The organism is Desulfoluna sp. CYM3A, assembly GCF_056829965.1.
The window spans coordinates 5,748,794-5,769,776 of sequence record NZ_CP186556.1; the positions used below are offsets into that span (position 1 = coordinate 5,748,794).

The window sequence follows — 20,983 nt, forward strand, 5'->3', positions numbered from 1 at the left end:
AAAGTTTTTTGCGGAGCTTTTTTTCAAAAAAGCGACCCGCCGGAGGCTTCATTGCCGCTTAAGCTGCCGCGTTCATGGCCAAAACGGGACCCCTCTCTCCAGCCGGGCCCCGCTTTTCTTAGATCGTGTGCCCTATGCCTTGACGGCTTTCAGCTGCTCAATGAGCTGGGGCACCACGTCTTTGGCGTCGCCCACGATTCCGTAGTGGGCAAACTTGAAGATCTCGGCGTTGGGGTCTTTGTTGATGGCAACGACGGTACGGGAATCAGCCATGCCTGTGGTGTGCTGGACCGTGCCGGAGATGCCCACGGCGAGGTAGAGCTCGGGACGGACCGTCTTGCCGGTCTGGCCGATCTGGACGTCGTGGGAGATGAGGCCGGTTTCAAAGACGGGGCGGGTGCCGCCGATCTCGGCGTCCAGCTCCTTGGCCAGGTCTTTGAGCTGATCGAAGCAGTCGCCGGAGCAGGCGCCCATGCCGGCGGAGACCACGCGGATGGCTTCCTGGATGTTCTGGGAGGAGGCCTCGTGCTGCTTCACTTCCAGAACCTTGACCTGTGCGTCCTCTTCCTTGGCGGTGACCTCAATCTTGATGATCTCGCCGGTGCGGGACTCGTCTTTCTTGGGAACGGCCATGACGCCGGCACGTACGGTGGACATCTGGGGACGGTGGTCCGGGCAGAGGATGGTGGCCATGACGTTGCCGCCGAAGGCCGGACGGGTGGAGACGAGGATCTTCTTCTCTTCGTCGATGTCAAGCTCGGTGCAGTCTGCGGTACAGCCGGTGTGGAGCCTGAAGGAGATGCGCGGGGCCAGGTCGCGGCCCGTGGCCGAGGCGCCCACCAGAAGGATGTCGGGCTTTCGCTCTTCGGCTTCCTTGCAGATGATGTCGGTGTAGAGCTCGGTGCGGTAATCGGCCAGGACCGGGGCATCGGCCATGAGCACCTTGTCGGCACCAAAGGCGATGAGCTCCTTGGCGGTTTCCTCAACGTTCTCCCCGAGGATGACGGCGGTGAGCTCGCTGCCCAGCTTGTCGGCGAGCTTGCGGCCCTCTCCGAGGATCTCCAATGAAAGGGTGGAGCGGCTTAGTGGATCTTGCACCTGTCTACGAATACCCATACGCCTTTATATGCACTGGTATTTTTTTAGCAAAACCACAAACATTACCTTAGATGGCATTGATTTCCTGAAGTTTTTCCACCAGCTTCTGCGAGGACTCTTTGGGCGTCCCGTCGAGAAACTCCACCTGAGCCTTGGCGCGCTTGGGTGAAAAGACCTTGCGCAGGCGCGTGGGAGAGCCCTTGAGGCCGAAGTTGCCCACCTCGCCGTCTACATCGGCCATGCCCAGGACCTGGATCTCTTTTTCAAAGCATTCGAACACCAGGTCCATGCGGGGGATCCTGGGTACGTTGAGCTCTTTTTCGCAGGTGATCAGGGCAGGCATGGGGCCTTCGATGACCCGGGTGAGGTCTCCCATTTTCTGGTGGATCTTGACGGTGCCGTCACCCACCTCGATGCTTTCGGCATAGGAGAGCAGGGGCAGCTCCAGGAAGTCGGCGATTTCGGGGCCCACCTGGGCGGTGTTGCCGTCCATGGCCTCCACGCCGGAGAAGATCAGGTCGAAGTTGCCCAGCTTCTTGATGGCAAGGCCGAGGGTGTAGGCCGTTGCCCAGCAGTCGGCGCCGCCGAACTTGCGGTCTGTCAGGAGCACCGCGTGGTCGCATCCCATGGCCAGGGCCTCCCGGAGGGCCTCCTCAACCTGGGGGGGACCCATGGAGACAACGGTCACCTCAGCGCCTTTCTCCTCTTTCAGGGTCAGGGCCGCCTCAATGGCGTTCTTGTCGTTGGGGTTGATGATGCTGGGAAGACCGGATCGGATCAGGGAGCCGTTTTCGTCCCATTTTACCTCGGTTACGTCGGGAACTTGTTTTATGCATACAATGATTTTCATCTTAGAAGTCCTCTTAATCGGTAAAGTCGTCGATTCGCGTGTGATCGCGTCATGGGCTGTGTCGCCCACGGGCACCGGGCCGGCGTGTCGCCGCGTGCCTTACTTCTGAGTCAGGATCGTCATGCCGGCAATGGTCTTGTTGATCTCAAGGCTTGAAGCGACAACGCCGACGTGCATGGCGTTACGGAAGAGTTTTTCCACCTTGTACTCTTTGGAGTAGCCGTAGGACCCGTGGAACTGAACAGCCTGGCGGCACACTTCCTGGATCATGGGCACGGTGAAGACCTTGAGCTCGGAGGAGGCGGCTTCAAAGCCTTTCTTGCTCTCGTCCTGGAGCTTGACGGTTTTGTAGCACATGAGGCGGCACGCCTCGACGCGGGTCTTCATGTCGGCCAGCATCCAGGAGAAACCCTGCATGTAGCCCATGGGGAAGCCGCCCACCACGCGCTCGTTGCCGTACTTCACGGATTCGTCTAAAGCTGCCTGGCCTCCGCCGATGGTGGCGGCGCACTGCTGGATACGCTCACCGGCGATCCAGCGCAGAAGAACGGCAGTTGGCTCGGCTCGCTTGCCCAGGATGTTGGCCTTAGGCACGCGGACGTCTTTGAAGAAGACATCGCAGGTGTCGGCGCCGTCCAGGCCCATGAGCTCGTAGTGGCCGGAGAAGGTAATGCCCGGGGACATCTTGTCCACGATGAAGGCCGTGGTGTCGAAGGGCTTGCCCTTCATGGAGAGGTCCTTGGCAAAGAAGATGCCGTAGCCGGGCTTGTTGGCCATACTGATGAAGCGCTTGGTGCCGTTTAAGATGAAGTCGTCGCCGTCGGGCTCGGCCGTGAGGGTCAGGGCGCGGGGGTCGGAACCGGTGTTGGGCTGTGGAAGGCGATGGCAGCCCAGGCGGTGCCGTCGCACAGGGGCGGAACGAATTTTTCAATCACCTCTTCGGTGCCCCAGTGGCAGATGGTCTCTGCAACGGAGTTGTTCATGAAGAAGGGGAGCATGCAGGTGGACCCGGTTTTGCCCACCTCTTCGGCAATGAGGATGAGGTTGAAGTTGTCGGCGCCGATGCCCCCGTATTTTTTGGGAACGTCCATGCCGAGCATCTTGTGCTTTGCAAAGATCTCCTGGAGATTGGGCGGATAGTCTTTGTGCTCTTTCATGTAAGCATCTATCCCGGGGATCTCTGTCTCACAGAACGCCTTTGCCGTTTTGATGACCATCTTGTTCAGTGGTGATAAGTTGAAATCCATTTCAATTCCTTTCCTTCTTCATTGATGTAAGGGTGTGGGCGTTTATGAAGCGGCTCCAATGAAGGCCTGGGCTCGGCGGGCACCCCCGGCGCTTTCCATCCGCCGCAATACACTTACCTCAAGTCCTTTAAAAGACGTTTTAAAAGAAGCTTCTCCTCCTGGGAAAAGCTCTGCAAAATCGTTTCATTGACGTGCTCGCGGGCCTGGAGCAAGTCCTCCTGGTACTCCCGGGCCTTGGCCGAGAGGTGAATCCGGATGGCCCGTTTGTCCTCGGCGTCGGTCGATTTGGAGATCCAGTCGGCGTCGGCCAGGCGGTCCAGGACCCCGGAGAGGGTGGCGTTGTCCAGGATCAGGCGCTTGCTTAAGTCCCCTGCCGTTAACCCGTCGTCCTCCCACAGGGCTTCGAGGATGAGGATCTGGACCGGAGTCAGCCCGTAAGGTTTGAGCATTTTCTTTAAGACGGCCTGTGACTTCTGGTTGGCCTTGGCAAACAGGAAGCAGATGCAGTCTTTGTACGTTTTTATCATGTGATCCCGTGGGTTGCGTGTGTCCGTGTGATGTCTTCCGATAAGAGGCGTTTGCCTGGCGGAGCGGGGTTTGGGCCGCTCCGGGGCTCTTTGTAGCGGGCCTCTATTTTGGAGACATGATCAATGTTCAGTATGGGGCTGTCCGGCACGATGATGTCGGGTTAAAGTTTGTAAGGATAACTTCCCTTGATCTTGCTCTTGCGCCCTATTTTTGTGTTTTAGTTAATAAATTGAAAATATTATCTGAGAAAAGCTAAAATTGGTGTCTCTGTATATTAGTTTGTATGCAAAGGTATTTCTTCGGCGACCCTTGTGTCAAGAAAAATGTGTACAGGCGGTAAAAAAGAGGGTGGGGTGGGGCAGGGGGGCTCAACGGCAAAGCGCCCCGGCAGACTGGGTGCCGGGGCGCTTTGAGGGGGATCAGATTCCCAGTTCGTCCATGGCTTCGTCGAGCTCGTAGAAGAAGCGGCTTTTTTTGGTGCGCTTTTTCCGCCGTGACGATGCGGAGGTGACGTAGAGGTGGCTTTCGGCCCGGGTGACGGCCACGTACATGAGGCGGCGCTCCTCTTCGAGTTCGCGGTCGCTCTCCATGGATCGCCAGTGGGGGAAGAGCTGCTCTTCCAGGCCCACGATAAAAGCCATGCGATACTCCAGGCCCTTGCTGGCGTGGACCGTGGAGAGGTGGACCCCTTTGCCGCCCCCGTCATCGTCGTCCTTGTCTTCCTGGATCAGGTTTACGTCTTCCAGGTAGTCCAGCAGGTTCTCCTTCAGGGAGGCGGTGTGGAGGAGTTCCTCCACCTGGTCCTTGCGGGTGTTGAACTCATCCGGTGTCTTGCAGTACCCCTCGAGGTACCCCAGGTAGTCGGTGCGGTCCAGGATCTCCTGGATGGCCAGGGCCGGGGGCATCTCCTTGATGGCGTCCAGGAGCTCGAAGATCATGGTGAGGCCATCGTGCACTTTTTTGGAGAGGACGCGGTTTTTGACCATCTGCCTGGCGGATTCCTGCAGGCTCATGAGGCCCACCCGCGCCTGGGAGATCTTGGTGATCATGGAAGGGCCAATGCCGCGCTTGGGGGTGTTGACGATGCGCTCGAAGGCCACGTCGTCCCCGGGAAAGGCTGCGGCCAGGAGGAAGCAGTTGAGGTCCAGGATCTCCTTGCGCTCGAAGAATCCCTTGGAGCCCACCATCTGATAGGGGATCTGGAGCTGGCGCAGGGCCTTTTCAAACCAGAGGGAGAGGGCCTTGGTGCGGTACATCACCACCATGTCCTCGTAGTCCACCCCGCTGCGGAATTCGGTACGGATTTTTCGGGCCACCCACTCGGCCTCTTCAAACTCGTTGAAGAAGGTGCGGGCCTGGATGACAGCCCCTCGTTTTTCGGAGAAGCAGTGCTTGTCCATGCGGCTCTCGTTGAAGCCGATGATGCCGTTGGCCAGCTGGACGATCTCGTCTGCGGACCGGTAGTTCTGCTCCAGGCGGAAGATCCGGGCGTTGGGATACTTGTCGGGGAAGGAGAGGAAGTGGCTGACGTTGCTGCCTCTGAACCCGTAAACCGCCTGCCAGTCGTCACCCACGCAGAAGAGGTTTTCATGGCCCAGCAGGAGGCGGGTGATCTCCTCCTGGAGGTTGTTGGTGTCCTGGTACTCGTCCACGAGGATGTGCTGGAACTTTTCCCGGTACTCGGCCTGGACTTCGGGGTGGTCCCGCAGCAGGTCCCGGGTGAGGCAGAGGATGTTGTCGAAGTCCAGGGCGTTCTTCTCTTTTAAGATGCGCTCGTACTCCCGGTAGATCCCTTCGGTTCGGCTCCGGGTGATGAGGGGCAGGGCGTCGAAGTACCGGTTGACGTTGCCGGAGTTCTTGGCCCGTGAGATCTCGGAGAGGATGGCCGGGGCGTGTTTCTTGTCGATGTTCTGGGTCAGGGCAATCTCCTTGATGGTCTTCTGCTGGTGGTAGCTGCTGAAGATCTCCAGGGGCATGCGGTAGCCCAGCTTGGTGCAGTGTTTCTTTAATATGGTGTAGCAGGCACTGTGGTAGGTTCGCACCCAGGGGAAATCCGTGTCCATGCAACCGGTCATCTGCATGAGACGGGTCTTCATCTCCCCAGCGGCTTTGTTGGTGAAGGTGATGGCCAGAATGCGTCTGGAGTCCACGTTGCGCTCCATGAGCCGCGCAAACCGTGCCGTAAGGGTTCGGGTTTTGCCCGAGCCGGCACCGGCCACAACCAGGGCGGGGGAGCCGAGATGCTCTACGGCAGCCGCCTGTTGCTGAGATAATTCCATTTTATATGTACTCCGTGAGGACGGTTGAGGGGGAGTGAGGAGAACGAAAGGGACTCAGGCCATGCGAAGGCCCCTGCACCTCCACACGTCCAAGGTAACGGGCCGATGTCACATGTCATCGCCGGGCGGCCGCAGCTTGCGTTTGCTCACGCTGGTATTACCTGAATCCTTCGGGCTCCGGCGGCCCAAGACAGAAACGGCCCCTCTGGAAGTAAAGGGGCCGGCTAAGGTGCCAAGACGATACGACAATGCGTCCGGTGGATCAACCTAAAAATGGGCCACAAGGGCCGAAAAAGAGGGGGGATGGCCCGCCTTTGCGGGGCTTTCAGGGGATCAGGCGGCAGCCTCGGCTTTTGGCGCGGCGTTTTTCCTTCATGCGCCGGGCATGGGGTTGGGCGTAGAGGGCCAGGATGATCCCGGCCAGGGCGGCTGATGTGATGACAAACACCATGGGCTGCGTTCCGATGCGCGGGCGCCCGTGGTTCACGGCAGCGGTGTGGAGCCGGGGCGCACACGGTGGGTTGTTGGGGATGAACAGCGTAATTTAGTGATAATCGCTGTGCTGGAAGGATGTCAAGACATAATTATTTTCAGGGGGTTGGCGCGGCCCCGGGAGGGCGCGCCCCGCTCAGGAGGGCTGCCCCCTGTTGGGGAGCCAGCGGTCCAGGATGCGGGAGAGTTCGGCCTTGCGAATGGGCTTGCTGAGGTAATCGTTCATGCCGGCGTCCAGGCAGGCCTCCCGGTCTCCCTTCATGGCAAAGGCGGTCATGGCGATGACGGGGATCTCCGGGTTCAACACCCCGGACCCCTGGGTGCGGATGAGCCGCGTGGCTTCATAGCCGTCCATCTCGGGCATCTGAACGTCCATGAGGACGAGGTCGTAAGGGGTATGGCAAAGGGCCTGGACCGCCTCTTTGCCGTTGGTCACCGCATGGGTGTGGATGCCCATTTTCTGGAGCAGGAGCACAGCGAGTTTCTGGTTGGTGGGGTTGTCTTCGGCCAGGAGGACGTGGCCGTTGCGGCGCTGGTTCTCCTTGACCAGGCGGCGAGTGATGATGGGGGCGCGCCCGCTGTCCACAGGGCCCTTGCCCACCACCGCGGCCAGGGTGTCGTAAAGATCTTTTTGTTTGACCGGCTTGATGAGGTAGCCGGAAAACCCGATTCCCTCCAGGCGCCGGGCGTCGCTTCTCTGGCCCATGGAGGTCATCATGAGGAGCAGGGTCCCCCGGTGGACCGGGTTGGTACGGATGGCCCGCCCCAGGGCCTCGCCGTCCATCCCGGGCATCTGCATGTCGAGGATGGCCAGGTGATAGGGCGTGTCATCGGCCTTGGCCCGGTCAAGGGCGGCCAGGGCCTCTGCCCCGCCGGAAACAGCCCGTGCCTGGATGCCCCAGGCGGTGAGCTGGGTGGTGAGGAGGCGCCGGTTTGTGTGGTTGTCGTCCACCACCAGCATGCGCAGGCCGTCGAGTTCGGCCAGGCGCAGGGGCTCGGGCTGGGATTTCTGCTTTTCCAGGCGCACGGTAAACCAGAAGTTGGACCCCTCGCCTTCCCGGCTGGCCACACCGATCTCTCCGCCCATGAGTTCCACCAGCTGCTTGGAGATGGTCAGGCCCAGGCCGGTGCCCCCGAACTGGCGGGTGGTGGACGGGTCCACCTGCTGGAAGCTCTGGAAGATCATGGGCTGCTTGGCCGGGGAGATGCCGATGCCGGTGTCTTTGACGGAAAACTTGAGGAGCACCTCCTGGCCGGTGTCCTCCTGGAGGTCCACGTGCACGGAGACCTCCCCTTTTTCCGTGAATTTTACGGCGTTGCCCGTGAGGTTGATGAGGATCTGCTTGAGGCGGCCGGGGTCCCCTTTGAGGAAGGGGGGCACCTCCGGGGCCGGGGCGCAGATGAGTTCCAGGTGCTTCTCCTCGGCCTTGACGGCCATGAGCCCGGTAAAGTCGTCCAGCATGGCCCGCAGGTCGAAGTCCAGAAGGTCCAGGTTGAGTTTGCCCGCCTCGATCTTGGAGAAATCGAGGATGTCGTTGAGAAGGGCGAGAAGGGACTCCCCGGAGGCCTGGACCGTTTCGGCGAACTGGCGCTGTTCGTCGGTGAGCCGGGTTTCCAGGAGGAGGCCGGTCATGCCGATGACCCCGTTCATGGGGGTGCGGATTTCGTGGCTCATGTTGGCAAGGAAGGTGCTCTTGGCGTGGCTTGCCTCTTCGGCCCCAGGGCGTCCCGGAGCTGCTGCTCCATCTGCTTGCGCTCGGTGATGTCGCGCAGGACACAGTGCAGCACCTGGCGGTCCTGAAAGGCGATGGGGGTGAGGCTCACGTCCGTCCAGAAGGCTTCGCCGTCTGCCCGCCGGTGCATCCACTCAAAGGAGGTGGGGCCCTGGGCCAGGGCCTTGGAGAAGAGGGCGTCCATGGCCGGGGCCGTGGGCGTGCCGTCGGGCTGGTGGGTGGGAGAAAAGCGGGATGGGTGGGTGCCGATGACCTCCTCGGTGGACGGCATGCGCAGCATGTGCAGGGCCGCCTCATTGCAGTCGATGAACCGGTTGCCCTCAATGAGAAAGACCGAGTCGGCGGTGTCTCGGAAGAGGCGCCGGAAACGTTCTTCGCTCTGCTGCAGCTCCTCCTGGGCCAGGCGGACGGTGGTGATGTCCCGAGCGGAGCACAGGACCCCGGTGATCCTGCCGGTGCCCTCCAGCACGGCGGTTTTGGAGATAAGCAGGCTTTTGAGGGTCCCCTCTCTGCTGAACGTCCACTCATCGGTGATGGGCTGGCCCTGCTCCAGCACCTCACGGTCCCCCTTGGAGAAGAGCTCGGCCTGGTCCCGGGAGAAGAGTTCCCAGTCGGTGCGCCCTTCGATGGCCTCGCGCTTTTTTTTCATAAAGGCGGTGCAGGCGTCGTTGACCATGCGATACACCCCGCCTTTGTCCTTGAGCATCAGAAGGTCGGTGGTGGAGGCGAAGATGGCCTCCAGCAGGGACTGCTGCTTGAGAAGGACGGTGGAGACCCGTTGCCGCTCCTCCAGGACCTCGTTGATCCCCACGGCCAGGTCCCGGAACTCGGCGTGGCCGTACACCGTAATATCCAGGGAGTTGCCCTCGGAGGTGGTGAAGTCCTCCTGAAAGGTCTGGAACTGGGTCACCAGGCGGGTGGAGTACCGGCGTCCCAGCCAGGTGCAGAACAGGCCCAGGGCTCCCATGGCCGCCAGCATCAGGCCGAGCCGGGCCGAAAAGTTGGTGACCATCTTTTGCTTGGCCAGGGCCACGGCGTCGTCGAGCCGGTCCAGGTTAAGGCAGGATCCCACGGCCCATTGCCAGTCATCCACCCCGCGGACATAGGCTATTTTTTTCATCAGGGTGGGGTCCGGAGGGGTTCGGAAGGCGTGGGTCACGAACCCCCCGTCCGGGTGCTTGGCCGCGGCAATGAACTCCTGAACGGTTTTCATGCCGTGAGGGTCGGTATCGTCCCACAGGTTTTTTCCGATGAGGTCCTTGCGGGTGCGGTTCACCAGGAGGGTGCCGTCGTAGGCCGTCACGAAAATATACCCCTCGCCACCTGCATAGGAGATGCCCTCCAGCTGCTGCCGGGCCAGGGCCTCGGTGTCGCCCTGGATGTCGTCTAAGTATTCGCCGGTGCCGATGATAAGGCCAAGAGGCTCGAAAAGGCGAAGGTGGGAGAGTTTGGGGCTCTGGAATTTCTCCTCGGGGCTCTTGGCCCATTTGTACTGACTGAAGCCCTGGCCGGTTTCCTGCAATGGTGGCGATGAAGTTCTGGATCAGCAGGACCCCGTCTTCATCAGTGAGGTCGGCCAGCTCCCGCCCTTCGAGGTCGGGGAGCAGAGGGTGGACAATCATCCGGCCTGTGATGTCCAGAACAAAGTAGTAGCCGCGCTTGTCGTTCCAACGCAGGGCGTACAGGGCATCATAGATCCGTTTTTCGATCTCTTTTCTCGGTTGCTCTAGGTGGGTGTTGTAGAGGTGGGTGGTGATGCCCAGGGCCTCTTCTGTGCGGGATTTCAGGTCCCGGCGCAGGCGGGCCCGCTCGGCCTTTCTCTGAAAGGCAATGTCTTCCATGGCCCGGTTGACCTGATACGAAATGGTTCTGCGCAGCTCTTCCATGAGTTTCAGGCGGAGGCTTCGGCTGTTGTCACGGAACTGGAGGTAGTCCTGCCCTGCCCAGAGCAGGGTGGCCAGGATCAGGACCATGGCAGGCACGGCGATGACCATCTGGGAGATCTGGGATGAGAACTGGGGTAGGGCTCTCCGTTTCCTGAGAAGCCGGGCCGATATCAGCAGAATGTAGATGACGGCCACAAAACAGAGAAACAGGATGACCGTGTTGATGTAAAAAAAGGGGCGGGGCAGTTCCCCTTCGGACTCCCCCCACACCACGCTGCCCAGGGGCAGGTCTTTTTTGGGGATATCGAATTTTTTCAGCATGGCGTTGTCGAACATGTACAGGTTGGGGCTGGAGTCGATGATGTGAAGCTGGTCCGCCTCCTTTCCCTTAAGGATCCTCAAGGCAAGGGCCGCCGCACTTTGCCCCTGGTCCATGGAACTTGCCATGCGCCCGCCCACCACACCGGTTCCCAGGAAAAAGTCCCAGAGCCCGAATACGGGAGCCCGTGACGCCTGGGCGATGATCCTGGCGCCCTCTTCGTAGGAGAAGTACTCCCCGGCGCCGTCCCGGTTGAAGAGGAGGAGAAGGACCACGTCCCTTGGGCCCAGGCCCTTGAGCTCCCGCGTGAGGTCCTCTCGGGAGAGGCCGTTCCACCACAGCGTTTCCACCTTGCCTCTCAGCTCTTCAAAGGCCTGTTGCGTCAGCTGTTGCATGTTTTTAGCCGTGGGGGTGATGCCGGTGATGACGATGATTCGCCTGGTTTTCGGGAAGAGGGAGAGGGCCAGCCTTGCGGTGCCCAGGGGGTCGGGCTGCTCCACCACGCCGGTGATGTTACCGTCGAAGCCTTGGAGCATGGACGGGACAAAGCTGTTGATGCCGCAGAAGACCACGGGAACACCGGGAAAAAGTTCCGGGCCGTATTGCCTGAGGAAGTTCAGGGCGTTGTTGTCCGAACAGATGATGGCATGGGGCTGGCTGGAGGCGTATTTCCTGGCGAGAAAGTCCCGGCTCGGGGCGGTTATTTGGGCCACGGAACGACGCTTGCTGTCCAGATATTCCACCTGGAGCTCGATGTTCCTGCCCTCAAAGGCGCGGGTGATGGATTCGGTGATGCCGTCGGTCCATGCGTATCCCTGGTGGTAGGAGTGCAGGAGAAGGACACGCCGGGCAAGGCTCGACCCGTCCGCGTGGCCCGGCGTTCCAAGAAGGCACCCCAGCAGCAGGAGGCAAAGGGCCGTCAAGCCATATGTGCGGTGCACCGGAGACGCCATGGGAGCTCCTGGACCCCGTGAACCCGTGGGGTCGGTTTGTTGGAATGCCGCTGCGGGAAAAGGGTGAAGGCGGTTGCAAGGCAGGCATGTCTGCAGCGGTGGGGCCGCCATCATTTGGTTGCCTGGTCGTCGTACGTGTTAACGGGTTGGCGCCGGACCGGGCCGCCGGAGGCAGTTTTTTTCCGAATGAATGGCTGCCTCTGTGCCACGGCGACCACATTGCGGTGGCGCTTGGACCTTCTCGTCTGGAAGGGTGGCATGGCACGGGGATCCCTGGCTTTGAGGTGAGCCAGGCGCGAGCCTGTCGACTTCAGGCGTTTTCGGTGTCGTCGGTGCCGGTTCAGGATTCAGGTGCGGGGATCGGGTTGGGAGATGCAAGGGGCCGCTATTTCATGCCCGTGGGGAGTCCGGTTCCGGCAAAGGCTCATCGTGGACGGGGAAGGGGCCATGGGGTGATGACAAAGCTCTGTGTTGGTGCGGCCTGTGGGCGTTCATCACGTAAAAAGAATACGGTATCGGCCGGATTGTGTCAAGGTGGCCTCCCTTACGGCAACAGGCCGTTTCGGGCCAAAAAAGGCGGGGTCCGGCTGATGTGATGTGCTCCATAATTATACGTGATTTTAGGCGGTTTTTGCTTATTGACATAAAAATAAATAAACGAACATTTGTTTATAAACAAGACCAGGGCCCTGCCCATGGACGGCGCTTTTGGGGGAATGGGTCCTGCCTGAGAGGGCTGCATGGGGGAGGAAAGCGTCGGGGGCACGGTTTGGGTAGCAGTGGCTCGTTTTCAACAGCCGGTCTTCCCCGTGACCGGAGCGCAGCGCATGGCGGAATAAATATTCTCGGGGGCAACGTCCCGGTATGAAAGGGGAAACGTTTTAAACAATTTCTTGGGTAAATAAACGATCGTTTATTAAAGAAGCTGCCATTGTGCCTTCGGGCCTTTGCAGCCTCGGGCTGCCGGGCGTAAGGGACACTACGTCTGAGGCCTGAGCCCGGAGGGCAGGCTCAGGGAGAGAGTGAGAAAGCGGAGGCCCTGTAAGGGGCCCCCACTTCACCGTTGGATGGATAACGTCAGCGACTCAAACGTCTCAGTTGTCGCTTTGGTGGTTTCGTCGGAGCTCAGTCTCCACCATGACACCGTATTTGTACGCCTTGGCCCCTTCGTTTTGCGGCAGGAGAGCATAGCCCCCAACCCAGGGCTGCTGGTCAGCAAGTTCGGCCAGGTTATTGCGGATGCGCTCTGCTTTCAGGGTTTGGTCATGGGTCTTGGCCACGTAATTTTTGGGGATGTAGACCCTTCGCTGGGAAACCCGCAGGTCGCCGTTGGGCATCTCTTTGGCCCGGACTTCAATGACTCGCCCCTCACCATTTGTAAAGTAGCTGATACCACCCAACCCCGTGCTCAGTGCCTGGGTGCCCAGGGCGTGAAGATCAGTCCCCGGCTGGGCCACGCGGCCTTGGGTAAAATCAAAAAATCCGGCGGACGCGGTACCGGCAGTCACGGTCAGGGCAAGCAGCACGAGGGCTGCTGAAAAAAGGTGTTTTGTGTACGAGGTGATTTGTTTCATGGTTAAAAATCTCCAGTGTATGTGTTGTGTCCGACGGCCCGGATGAGGACGGCGAACCAGCACCCTTTTTTGCAGGGTGATTCGGTCTTTTTGTAATAAGAGTCTTCATGAACCGTGCCATGGGGACTGGTTAAACCGGTATGGGGGGGGCGAGGTTTTGAACGGGCCCGTGCCGTGCCGTTTTTCGAGCCGTTTTCCGGCCCCTTTCTCGGCCCCATCTTTTTCCTGTCTCTGCCCAGATCCTGATGAATACTCTTCAGAGAGGTGAAGAATAGTGTGCAACGGGCGTTCATCTCCCCTGGACATGGGGCTCGGTTTAACCCGCTGAATGGAAACCGAAACCGCGCAAAGTCCCTGAATCATCGGGTCGTGGCACGGCTGTTGCTCATGAGCATGGTGCGGGAAAGTACTGAAACGGGTAGAGGTGGCGTCTATCCCGGATACCCCATGAAAAAACGGCCAGGTCAGGTCCATAAGATTTTACTACAGGCTGGCTGGCCATGGACGTTTTGGTGCTTCGAAGTGCAACGCGTAACTGGTGGCGCTTTTCTGATTGTTTTTTGTCCTTCGGATGAGCCTGGTTACGGGGATGGAACAGATTTTTGATGGGATGGAAGCATGATGAGAATGATTGCCATAGCAATATGTATTTTGGCGTGGGGATGGTTTCCAGCCGTTGGGCTTGCCGGTGAGGAAGCCCTGGCCGAGCTGGTTCTCGAGGCCGTGGAAGCCAACGCAGAGATCCGTGCCGATCGGGAGAGGGTTTCAGGGCTCAGGGCGGCATCGGAGTATGCAGAAGCCCTTCCCAACCCCAGGCTCGGGGTGGGGCTTATCAACGTGCCGGTGGATAGCTTTGACCTGGACCAGGAGCCCATGACCCAGAAACAGGTCTCCGTGACCCAGCGGCTCCCCTGGCCGGGGAAACGGGGATTGGCAGCCGAGTCCCGCCTCCTTGAAGCCCGACGGGCCGAGGCCGGGATGAAGGAAAAGGTCCTTGCCCTCCAGCGGGAAGTGGCAGGCACCTATTATGAGCTCTGGTTCGTGACCGAGAGCCTTCGGCTCAACAGGGAGCTGTTTGAACTGGTGAGCCAGTTGATCCATGTTTCGGCTTCACGGTACGGCGCAGGTCGGGAGATTCAGGAAGCGGTGCTTTCGGGGGAACTGGAGCTTAGCGGGCTTACCAACGAAAGGCTGGCCCTTGAGGGAGAGCGTCGCAGGCTGGAGATCCGGATCAACCTGTTGCTTCAGCGGGATGTTTACGGCCCGGTCATACCCGAGAGCCGCCTGGACCTGCCGCAGCTTCGGTCGGCAGAAGCCTGGGTGGCCCAGGCCGAAGCAGGAAACCCCCGCCTGGAGCTGTTGAGGCATGAGGTGTCCTTGAGCCGGGTTGCCGTTTCCCTGGCGGAAAAGGAGACCATGCCGGATGTGGATGTCAGCCTGGCCTACGGACAGCGGGAAGATGACCCCATGGGCAACAGCAGGGACGATTTTGTGTCCCTGTCCGCCTCCATTCCTGTTCCTGTCTGGAAGGCGCGGCGGGAAGACCGGCTTGTGGCCTCCAGAAGGGCGGGGGAGCGTGCGGCTCTCTTGCGGTATCAGGGGTATCGCCTGGAGTTGCCCCATCTGGTGGGCGGTGTGGTTACAGAGATGGGAACGGCCGTGGATCGTCACCTTTTTTATACTGAAGACCTCGTTCCAAGGGCGCGCCAGCTCTCCGAAGCCCTGGTGTCCCGCTACGAAGTGGGGGGTGTCTCCTACACGGACATGATCGAGGCTGCCATGGCAGCCATGCGGGCGGAACTGACGGCAAGACAGTATCTCAAGGACGCCCTGTTGGCAGAGATGAGACTCATGGCGCTGGCCGGGGGGACCTTTCCCGGTGTCGCTCCGTTTTTAAAGAGTGTGGAGCCGCAAGCTCCCCAAGGCCAGTAATCCCGCGGAGGAGAGAAACAGATGATACGGAACATACGTTTTACGAGGTGGCCCTGGGGCATGGGGCTTGTTGTGGCTCTTGTGGTTTTGGCCGTGGGGGTTCTGTTCCTGCAGAGACCGGGACAGAAGGGGGCCGGGTCGACTCCTGTGGTCCACGGGGATCATGTCCATGAGACCGAAGCCGAGTTGTGGACCTGCAGCATGCATCCTTTCATTGTGCTGGATGAACCCGGGGACTGCCCGGTGTGCGGCATGGCCCTGATCCCGAAAGCGGTGGAGGCACCTGCCCTGGCCCAGGACAAAGAGAGGGTGGTGGCCTATTGGCGGGCCCCCATGAATCCTGCCGAGATATATGATGCCCCCGGCAAAAGCGCCATGGGCATGGATCTGGTTCCCGTGTACGAGGATGAACTGGTGGGCGGGGTGGAAATTCGCATCGACCCGGTGGTGGAGCAGAACATGGGGGTGCGCATCCAGGCTGCGGAGCGCGCCCGACTGGCCCGCAGCGTTCATACCTGGGGCCACGTCACCTGGGACGAGACCCGGACCTACGATATCAGCCCCCGGTTTTCCGGCTGGATCCAGACCCTCCACGCCAATTTTGAAGGCCAGAATGTGAAAAAGGGCGACCCGTTGTTCACGGTCTACTCCCCGGAGCTCATCGCCGCCCAGGAGGAGTACCTCCACGCCCGGCAGCGGCTGGGTGGTCCGGGAAGCGGTTACAACGAGAGGCTCCTGGCCTCGGCAAAGCGAAAGCTCCTCAATTATGCCATGGCCCCGTCCGAGATTCGTCGGGCGGAGAAGCGGGGGCGGGCCCTGGACACCGTGACAATCACCTCTCCCTATAACGGGGTGGTGGTGGACAAACGGGCCGTGGAAGGCAGGTATTTCGAGGCGGGTACCACCTTGTTCACCGTCTCGGACCTCTCCAGGGTCTGGGTGGAGGCCCATGTCTACGAGTACGAAGTGGCGAGGGTTAGGGCCGGTCAGCAGGCCTCCATGGTGCTTCCCTTCAGCCCCGGGGAGAGCCGGACGGGCAAGGTGGCCTTTGTCTATCCATTTATGGAGGGCAAGACCCGCGATATCACCGTGCGCATGGAGTTTGACAACGAGGACGCCTTTTTAAAGCCCGATATGTACGCCAACGTCACCATCGAAACCGGCACCGGCGACACAGGGGTGGTGATTCCCTCCGAGGCCGTCTTGCGCTCCGGCAGCAAAGAGACGGTGTTCGTGCGTACCGGAAAGGGGCGCTACACCCCCCGGGACGTCCTCACCGGCGTGACCCTGGATGACGGGCGCCTCCATGTGCTGCAAGGGGTTGCCCCCGGGGACCAGGTGGTGGTCTCCGGCCAGTTCCTCCTGGACTCGGAATCCCAGCTCAAAGAAGCCGTGGCCAAGATGATGGAGGCCGTCAACCCGCCGGCACCCGAGGCCAGGTCGATGGATTCCAAAGAAGATGATTTTTTTGAGGATATGTAAGACGCAGGGGATAAATCCCCTGCACCCCAGGTTCGTAAATGCTCCGTCCCTTCGTTCCTCAGGGACGTCACATTTACTGACGGGCTTCGCCCGTGATGGGTGGTGTGGAATTTTTGCATTTTCTCATTTTTCGACAAGGGCGAAGCAATTTTAAGCGTGGAGGCAGAGCCTCCAAAGATCATTCCCAGGCGGAGCCTGGGAACGAAAGATATCTTGATTCCGTTTATTGCACCTTGCCCTCGGTGTTTAGCACGGGCACAGCCCGTCAGCGAATGTGATCGGCCTGAGGAACGAAGGCCGGGAGCATTCGCGACCCTGGGGTCAAGGGGCTCAGCCCCTTGCCGCCGGAGGCGTTTTTTAGCGATTTTTTTCTGATCAAGGCGAAAAACGATGATTGAAAAACTGATTATATGGTCTGTGCGGAACCGGTTCCTGGTGATTCTTGCCACGTTGTTTGCGGTGGCGGCGGGGCTCCTTGCCATGTCCCGGATGCCGCTGGACGCCATTCCCGACCTGTCCGATGTGCAGGTGATTGTTTACACGGACGTGCCCGGCCAGGCGCCCCAGGTGGTGGAGGACCAGGTGACCTATCCCCTGACCACGGCCATGCTGAGCGTGCCCTATGCCAAGTCGGTGCGGGGTTACTCCTTTTTCGGGCTCTCCTTTGTCTACATCATTTTTGAAGACGGCACGGACATCTACTGGGCCCGCTCCCGGGTGCTGGAGTATCTCAACGTGGTGGCCGGGCGCCTCCCCGACGGGGTGACCCCGGGCCTGGGGCCGGATGCCACGGGCGTGGGGTGGGTGTACGAGTACGTGCTTAAAGATGCTTCGGGCACCCTGGACAACCAGCAGCTCCGCAGCATCCAGGACTGGTACCTGCGTTATGAACTCACAGCGGTGCCCGGCGTATCCGAGGTGGCCAGCATCGGTGGGTTTGTGAAGCAGTACCAGGTGGAGGTGGACCCTTCGCGGCTGAATGCCTACAACCTGACCATCGGCCAGATACGCAAGGCCATTGAACGGTCCAACACCGACGTGGGAGGGCGCCTGGTGGAGATGGCTGAGACGGAGTTCATGGTGCGGGGCCTGGGCTACCTCTCTTCGGTGGAGGATCTGGAGAAGGTCTCCCTGGGCGTGGATGAAAAAGGCACGCCGATCCTGTTGAAGCACGTGGCCCGGGTAAAGATCGGCCCAGAGTTGCGGCGCGGGGTTCTGGAGTGGAACGGTGAAGGTGAGGTGGTGGGGGGCATCGTGGTGATGCGCTACGGTGAGAACGCCCTGGCCACCATCGAACGGGTGAAGACCCGCCTCATGGAACTGGAAGCGGGCTTGCCCGAAGGGGTGACCATTGAGATGGGTTATGACCGCTCCGGCCTCATTGAACGGGCCGTCTCCACCCTTACGGTGAAGCTGGTGGAAGAGATGGCCGTGGTGGCCCTGATCTGCGTGATCTTTCTCCTGCACTTCCGGTCCGCCTTTGTGGCCATCTTCACCCTGCCCGTGGGGATTCTCATCTCCTTTACGGTCATGTATGCCCTGGGCATCAACGCCAACATCATGAGCCTGGGGGGCATCGCCATTGCCATCGGGGTGATGGTGGACGCCTCGGTGGTGCTGGTGGAGAACGCCCACAAGCACATGGAGCGGAGCGGCACGCTCTACCGTCAGATCATCATCGATGCCTCCCGGGAGGTGGGCCCGGCCCTGTTCTACAGCCTCTTGATCATCACCGTCTCCTTTCTGCCGGTCTTTACCCTGGAAGAGCAGTCGGGGCGCATGTTCCGCCCCCTGGCATATACCAAAACCTTTGCCATGGCTGCTTCTTCGGTCCTTGCGGTGACGGTGATCCCGGTGCTCATGACCTTTTTTGTCAGGGAAAAAGGGATCGCCGATGACCAGCCAAAAGGGCGTCGTCGCCTTATTTACAGCCTGGCTGGCGTGCTGCCCCCTGTGGGGGTGCTGGTCGCCCGCTCCTTTGGCGTTCCGATGCCCTCCTGGAGCTTCTGGGTCGCCCTGGTGGCGGGTGTTCTCGTGGTGATGGTGGCGCTGCCCCAGAGGATCCTCAGCGAAAAAGAGAACCCCTTGAGCCGCGTTCTTATTCGCCTCTATCGGCCGGTAATCCATGGCGTGCTTGCCCATCGTAAGCTGACCATCATCGTTGCCACCCTTGTGATTGCCGCCACCTATGTGCCAGCCTCCCGGCTGGGCAGTGAGTTCATGCCTCCCTTGAACGAGGGAGATTTGCTCTACATGCCCACGACCCTGCCGGGCATTTCGGTGACCAAGGCCCGGGAGCTTCTGCAGCAGACCGACAAGATCATCCAGCGCTTTCCCGAAGTGCGCCACACCCTGGGAAAGGTGGGCCGTGCCGAGACGTCCACGGACCCGGCTCCCTTGTCCATGATTGAGACCACCATCGTGCTGCGGCCAAAGGTGGAGTACGAGACCCTGGTGGTGGACCGGTTTTACGACGGCTGGCCGGGGTGGCTGGCTCGCCCTCTCTCCCTGGTGTTTCCCAAGGAGAAAAAAGGAAAAATCCTCCATGAGTGGCGCAAGCGGCCTGTGCCCCGGTTTTTTTCAGGCTGGCCCGGTTTCTTGAAAACGCCCCTTGGCTGGGTTTTCCCCGAAGAGCGCTACCTGACCATGGAGGAGCTGGCCGACGAGCTGAACCAGGCCGTGAAGTTCCCCGGGCTCACCAACGCCTGGACCATGCCCATCAAAACCCGCATCGATATGCTCTCCACGGGCATCAAGACCCCGGTGGGGGTCAAGATCATGGGCACGGACCTGGAGACCCTCTCAGAGCTGGGGGCCCGGGCGGAGGCTGGTGCTTCGGCCCCTTGAGGGGACCCTGTCTGTCTACTCCGAGCGGGTCACAGGGGGAAAATATCTGGATATCGACATCAACCGGGACCACATCGTGCGTTACGGCCTCTCCGTGGACGACGTGCAGGAGGTGATCATGACCGCCATCGGCGGGCTCAACATCACCTGGACCGTTGAAGGCCTGGAGCGCTATCCCGTGAACCTGCGCTACAGCCGTGAGTACCGCAGCGATCTGGAGAGCCTGGGCCGGGTTCTGGTGCCCACCCCGTCAGGCGCCCACGTGCCCCTGGCCCAGCTTGCCACCCTCTCCTTTAAAGACGGTCCGGCAGGCATCAAGAGCGAAAACGCCCGGCGAACCGCCTGGGTCTACGTGGACCTGAAGGGCATGGACGTGGGCACCTATGTGAAGAAGGCCAAGGAGGTGGTGAGCAGCCACGTGACCCTGCCTCCTGGGTACTCCATCGTCTGGTCCGGTCAGTTCGAGTACATGGAAAAAGCCAGGCAATCCCTGATGCTCATCGTGCCGGCCACCCTGGTGATCATCTTTGTGCTTCTCTACCTCCACTTTGGAAGCCTCACCGAGGCCGCCGTGGTCATGGCAAGCCTCCCCTTTGCCCTTACCGGCGGGATCTGGCTCATCTACCTTTTGGGCTACAACCTCTCGGTGGCTGTTGTGGTGGGCTTTATCGCCCTGGCAGGTCTTGCCGCAGAGACCGGGGTGGTGATGCTTGTCTACTTAAATGAGGTCTACACCAGGCGCCTTGCCGAAGGGAAGATGAACACCCCTGCCGATCTCTACGGGGCTGTCATCGAAGGGGCCGTGGAGCGGGTTCGGCCAAAGCTCATGACCGTTGCCACCACCCTCATCGGCCTGCTGCCGGTTATGTGGGGCAGCGCCACCGGCGCCCAGATCATGAAGCGCATTGCAGCTCCCATGGTGGGCGGGCTTGTCTCCTCCACCGTGCTGACCCTCATCATCATCCCGGCCATCTATTACGGGATCAAGGCCAGGGAGATACAGGTTCGCAAATGACCCGGGGCCAACGTCCCGGCGCCTGAAGAGTTTAAAGGTCGGTCCCGGGCAAAGGTGCCACGGGGCCGACAGGTAACAACCAACACAGATAGAAGGAAACGTAATTCATGAAACGACACGCATTGATCTTGAGCCTGCTGGCTCTGTTGACCCTGGGACTTTTTTCCCTGGCCTCGGCCGGTGGACATGAGCACGGATCTTCGGATCACGGAGATAAGATGCACATGGATCATTCCATGGACATGAAGGGCCATGACATGGGTATGGGGGAGGTTATCCGCACCCATACCGTTGACGACTTGACACTTACCTACCGCCTTATCGACATGCACCAGCGCATGAAGGATATGGAGGGCATGGAGTCCATGTCCGGCAAGGTGGCTTCCCACCATCTGATGCTGGATGTGAAAGGGAAAAACGGGGTCATGGTCCATGACGCCAAGGTCGGATTCGTCATCACCGACCCCGCTGGCAAAGAGGTCAAAACCATGGCCATGGCCATGGGCGGTGGACACGGCGCGGATGTGGAGATGAAACAGAGTGGGACCTACACCCTGAAGGTGAAGGTCAAAGCCGGCGACAAGGTGGTGAAGGACTCGTTTACGCACATGACAAAGTAACGGGCAAAGGAGGCGAAGGGATAACGATTCAATTTGCCTCCGGCGGGTCGCTTTTTTGAAAAAAAGCTCCGCAAAAAACTTTTCGAATGCATCCGCGCTTCGTTTGATCGCCCTTCGGGGCAATTTAA

15 protein-coding genes and 1 pseudogene are annotated in these 20,983 nt (G+C 60.2%); 5 read left to right on the forward strand and 11 right to left on the reverse strand.

Going from position 1 to position 20,983, the window contains the following annotated elements:
* Positions 1 to 132: 132 nt before the first annotated feature.
* From ACOYW1_RS28990 to ACOYW1_RS29040, 11 genes and pseudogenes are all read right to left on the reverse strand, one after another.
* Positions 133 to 1,098, reverse strand: coding sequence for an electron transfer flavoprotein subunit alpha/FixB family protein (locus tag ACOYW1_RS28990; protein ID WP_482420704.1), 966 nt, complete (start codon positions 1,096 to 1,098; stop codon positions 133 to 135).
* A 67-nt stretch (positions 1,099 to 1,165) separates the two neighbouring features.
* Positions 1,166 to 1,948 (reverse strand): electron transfer flavoprotein subunit beta/FixA family protein, encoded by a 783-nt coding sequence (locus ACOYW1_RS28995; protein WP_180138746.1) that lies wholly within the window; start codon positions 1,946 to 1,948, stop codon positions 1,166 to 1,168.
* A gap of 99 nt (positions 1,949 to 2,047) precedes the next feature.
* On the reverse strand, positions 2,048 to 2,857 hold the full coding sequence (locus tag ACOYW1_RS29000; RefSeq protein WP_482420705.1) for an acyl-CoA dehydrogenase family protein: 810 nt from the start codon (positions 2,855 to 2,857) through the stop codon (positions 2,048 to 2,050).
* Positions 2,788 to 3,195, reverse strand: coding sequence for an acyl-CoA dehydrogenase family protein (locus ACOYW1_RS29005; RefSeq protein ID WP_482420706.1), 408 nt, complete (start codon positions 3,193 to 3,195; stop codon positions 2,788 to 2,790). Before ACOYW1_RS29005 ends, ACOYW1_RS29000 begins: the two co-directional genes overlap by 70 nt.
* Positions 3,196 to 3,308: 113 nt before the next feature.
* A complete protein-coding gene (locus ACOYW1_RS29010) occupies positions 3,309 to 3,722 on the reverse strand; it encodes a MarR family winged helix-turn-helix transcriptional regulator (RefSeq protein ID WP_482418798.1) in 414 nt (137 codons plus the stop codon).
* Positions 3,723 to 4,142: 420 nt separating this feature from the next.
* Positions 4,143 to 6,002, reverse strand: coding sequence for an ATP-dependent helicase (locus tag ACOYW1_RS29015; protein WP_482418799.1), 1,860 nt, complete (start codon positions 6,000 to 6,002; stop codon positions 4,143 to 4,145).
* 325 nt (positions 6,003 to 6,327) lie between these two features.
* Positions 6,328 to 6,453: a hypothetical protein gene (locus ACOYW1_RS29020; RefSeq protein ID WP_281374457.1), complete on the reverse strand. Its 126-nt coding sequence runs from the start codon at positions 6,451 to 6,453 to the stop codon at positions 6,328 to 6,330.
* Positions 6,454 to 6,630: 177 nt separating this feature from the next.
* Positions 6,631 to 8,169: a response regulator gene (locus tag ACOYW1_RS29025; protein ID WP_482420707.1), complete on the reverse strand. Its 1,539-nt coding sequence runs from the start codon at positions 8,167 to 8,169 to the stop codon at positions 6,631 to 6,633.
* On the reverse strand, positions 8,166 to 9,749 hold the full coding sequence (locus tag ACOYW1_RS29030; RefSeq protein WP_482420708.1) for a cache domain-containing protein: 1,584 nt from the start codon (positions 9,747 to 9,749) through the stop codon (positions 8,166 to 8,168). Before ACOYW1_RS29030 ends, ACOYW1_RS29025 begins: the two co-directional genes overlap by 4 nt.
* Positions 9,715 to 11,499, reverse strand: a pseudogene (locus tag ACOYW1_RS29035) (cache domain-containing protein); the annotation flags it as partial. The pseudogene ACOYW1_RS29035 and the gene ACOYW1_RS29030, both read right to left, overlap by 35 nt.
* 980 nt (positions 11,500 to 12,479) lie before the next feature.
* Positions 12,480 to 12,959, reverse strand: a complete 480-nt coding sequence (locus ACOYW1_RS29040) for a hypothetical protein (RefSeq protein WP_482420709.1) — start codon at positions 12,957 to 12,959, stop codon at positions 12,480 to 12,482.
* A 618-nt stretch (positions 12,960 to 13,577) separates the two neighbouring features.
* On the opposite strand from ACOYW1_RS29040, the gene ACOYW1_RS29045 reads away from it, so the two are divergent.
* The 5 genes from ACOYW1_RS29045 (at position 13,578) to ACOYW1_RS29065 (ending at position 20,855) form a co-directional block, all read left to right on the forward strand.
* The gene (locus tag ACOYW1_RS29045; RefSeq protein ID WP_482420710.1) at positions 13,578 to 14,891 is read left to right on the forward strand and encodes a TolC family protein; all 1,314 of its coding nucleotides are present in this window, start codon (positions 13,578 to 13,580) and stop codon (positions 14,889 to 14,891) included.
* Between the two features lie 21 nt (positions 14,892 to 14,912).
* Positions 14,913 to 16,373, forward strand: coding sequence for an efflux RND transporter periplasmic adaptor subunit (locus ACOYW1_RS29050; RefSeq protein ID WP_482420711.1), 1,461 nt, complete (start codon positions 14,913 to 14,915; stop codon positions 16,371 to 16,373).
* A gap of 390 nt (positions 16,374 to 16,763) precedes the next feature.
* Complete coding sequence (locus ACOYW1_RS29055; RefSeq protein ID WP_482420712.1) at positions 16,764 to 19,220, forward strand: efflux RND transporter permease subunit; 2,457 nt, start codon at positions 16,764 to 16,766, stop codon at positions 19,218 to 19,220.
* Positions 19,204 to 20,235, forward strand: a complete 1,032-nt coding sequence (locus ACOYW1_RS29060) for an efflux RND transporter permease subunit (RefSeq protein ID WP_482420713.1) — start codon at positions 19,204 to 19,206, stop codon at positions 20,233 to 20,235. Before ACOYW1_RS29055 ends, ACOYW1_RS29060 begins: the two co-directional genes overlap by 17 nt.
* Before the next feature lie 107 nt (positions 20,236 to 20,342).
* Positions 20,343 to 20,855: a hypothetical protein gene (locus tag ACOYW1_RS29065; protein ID WP_482420714.1), complete on the forward strand. Its 513-nt coding sequence runs from the start codon at positions 20,343 to 20,345 to the stop codon at positions 20,853 to 20,855.
* Positions 20,856 to 20,983 lie beyond the last annotated feature (128 nt).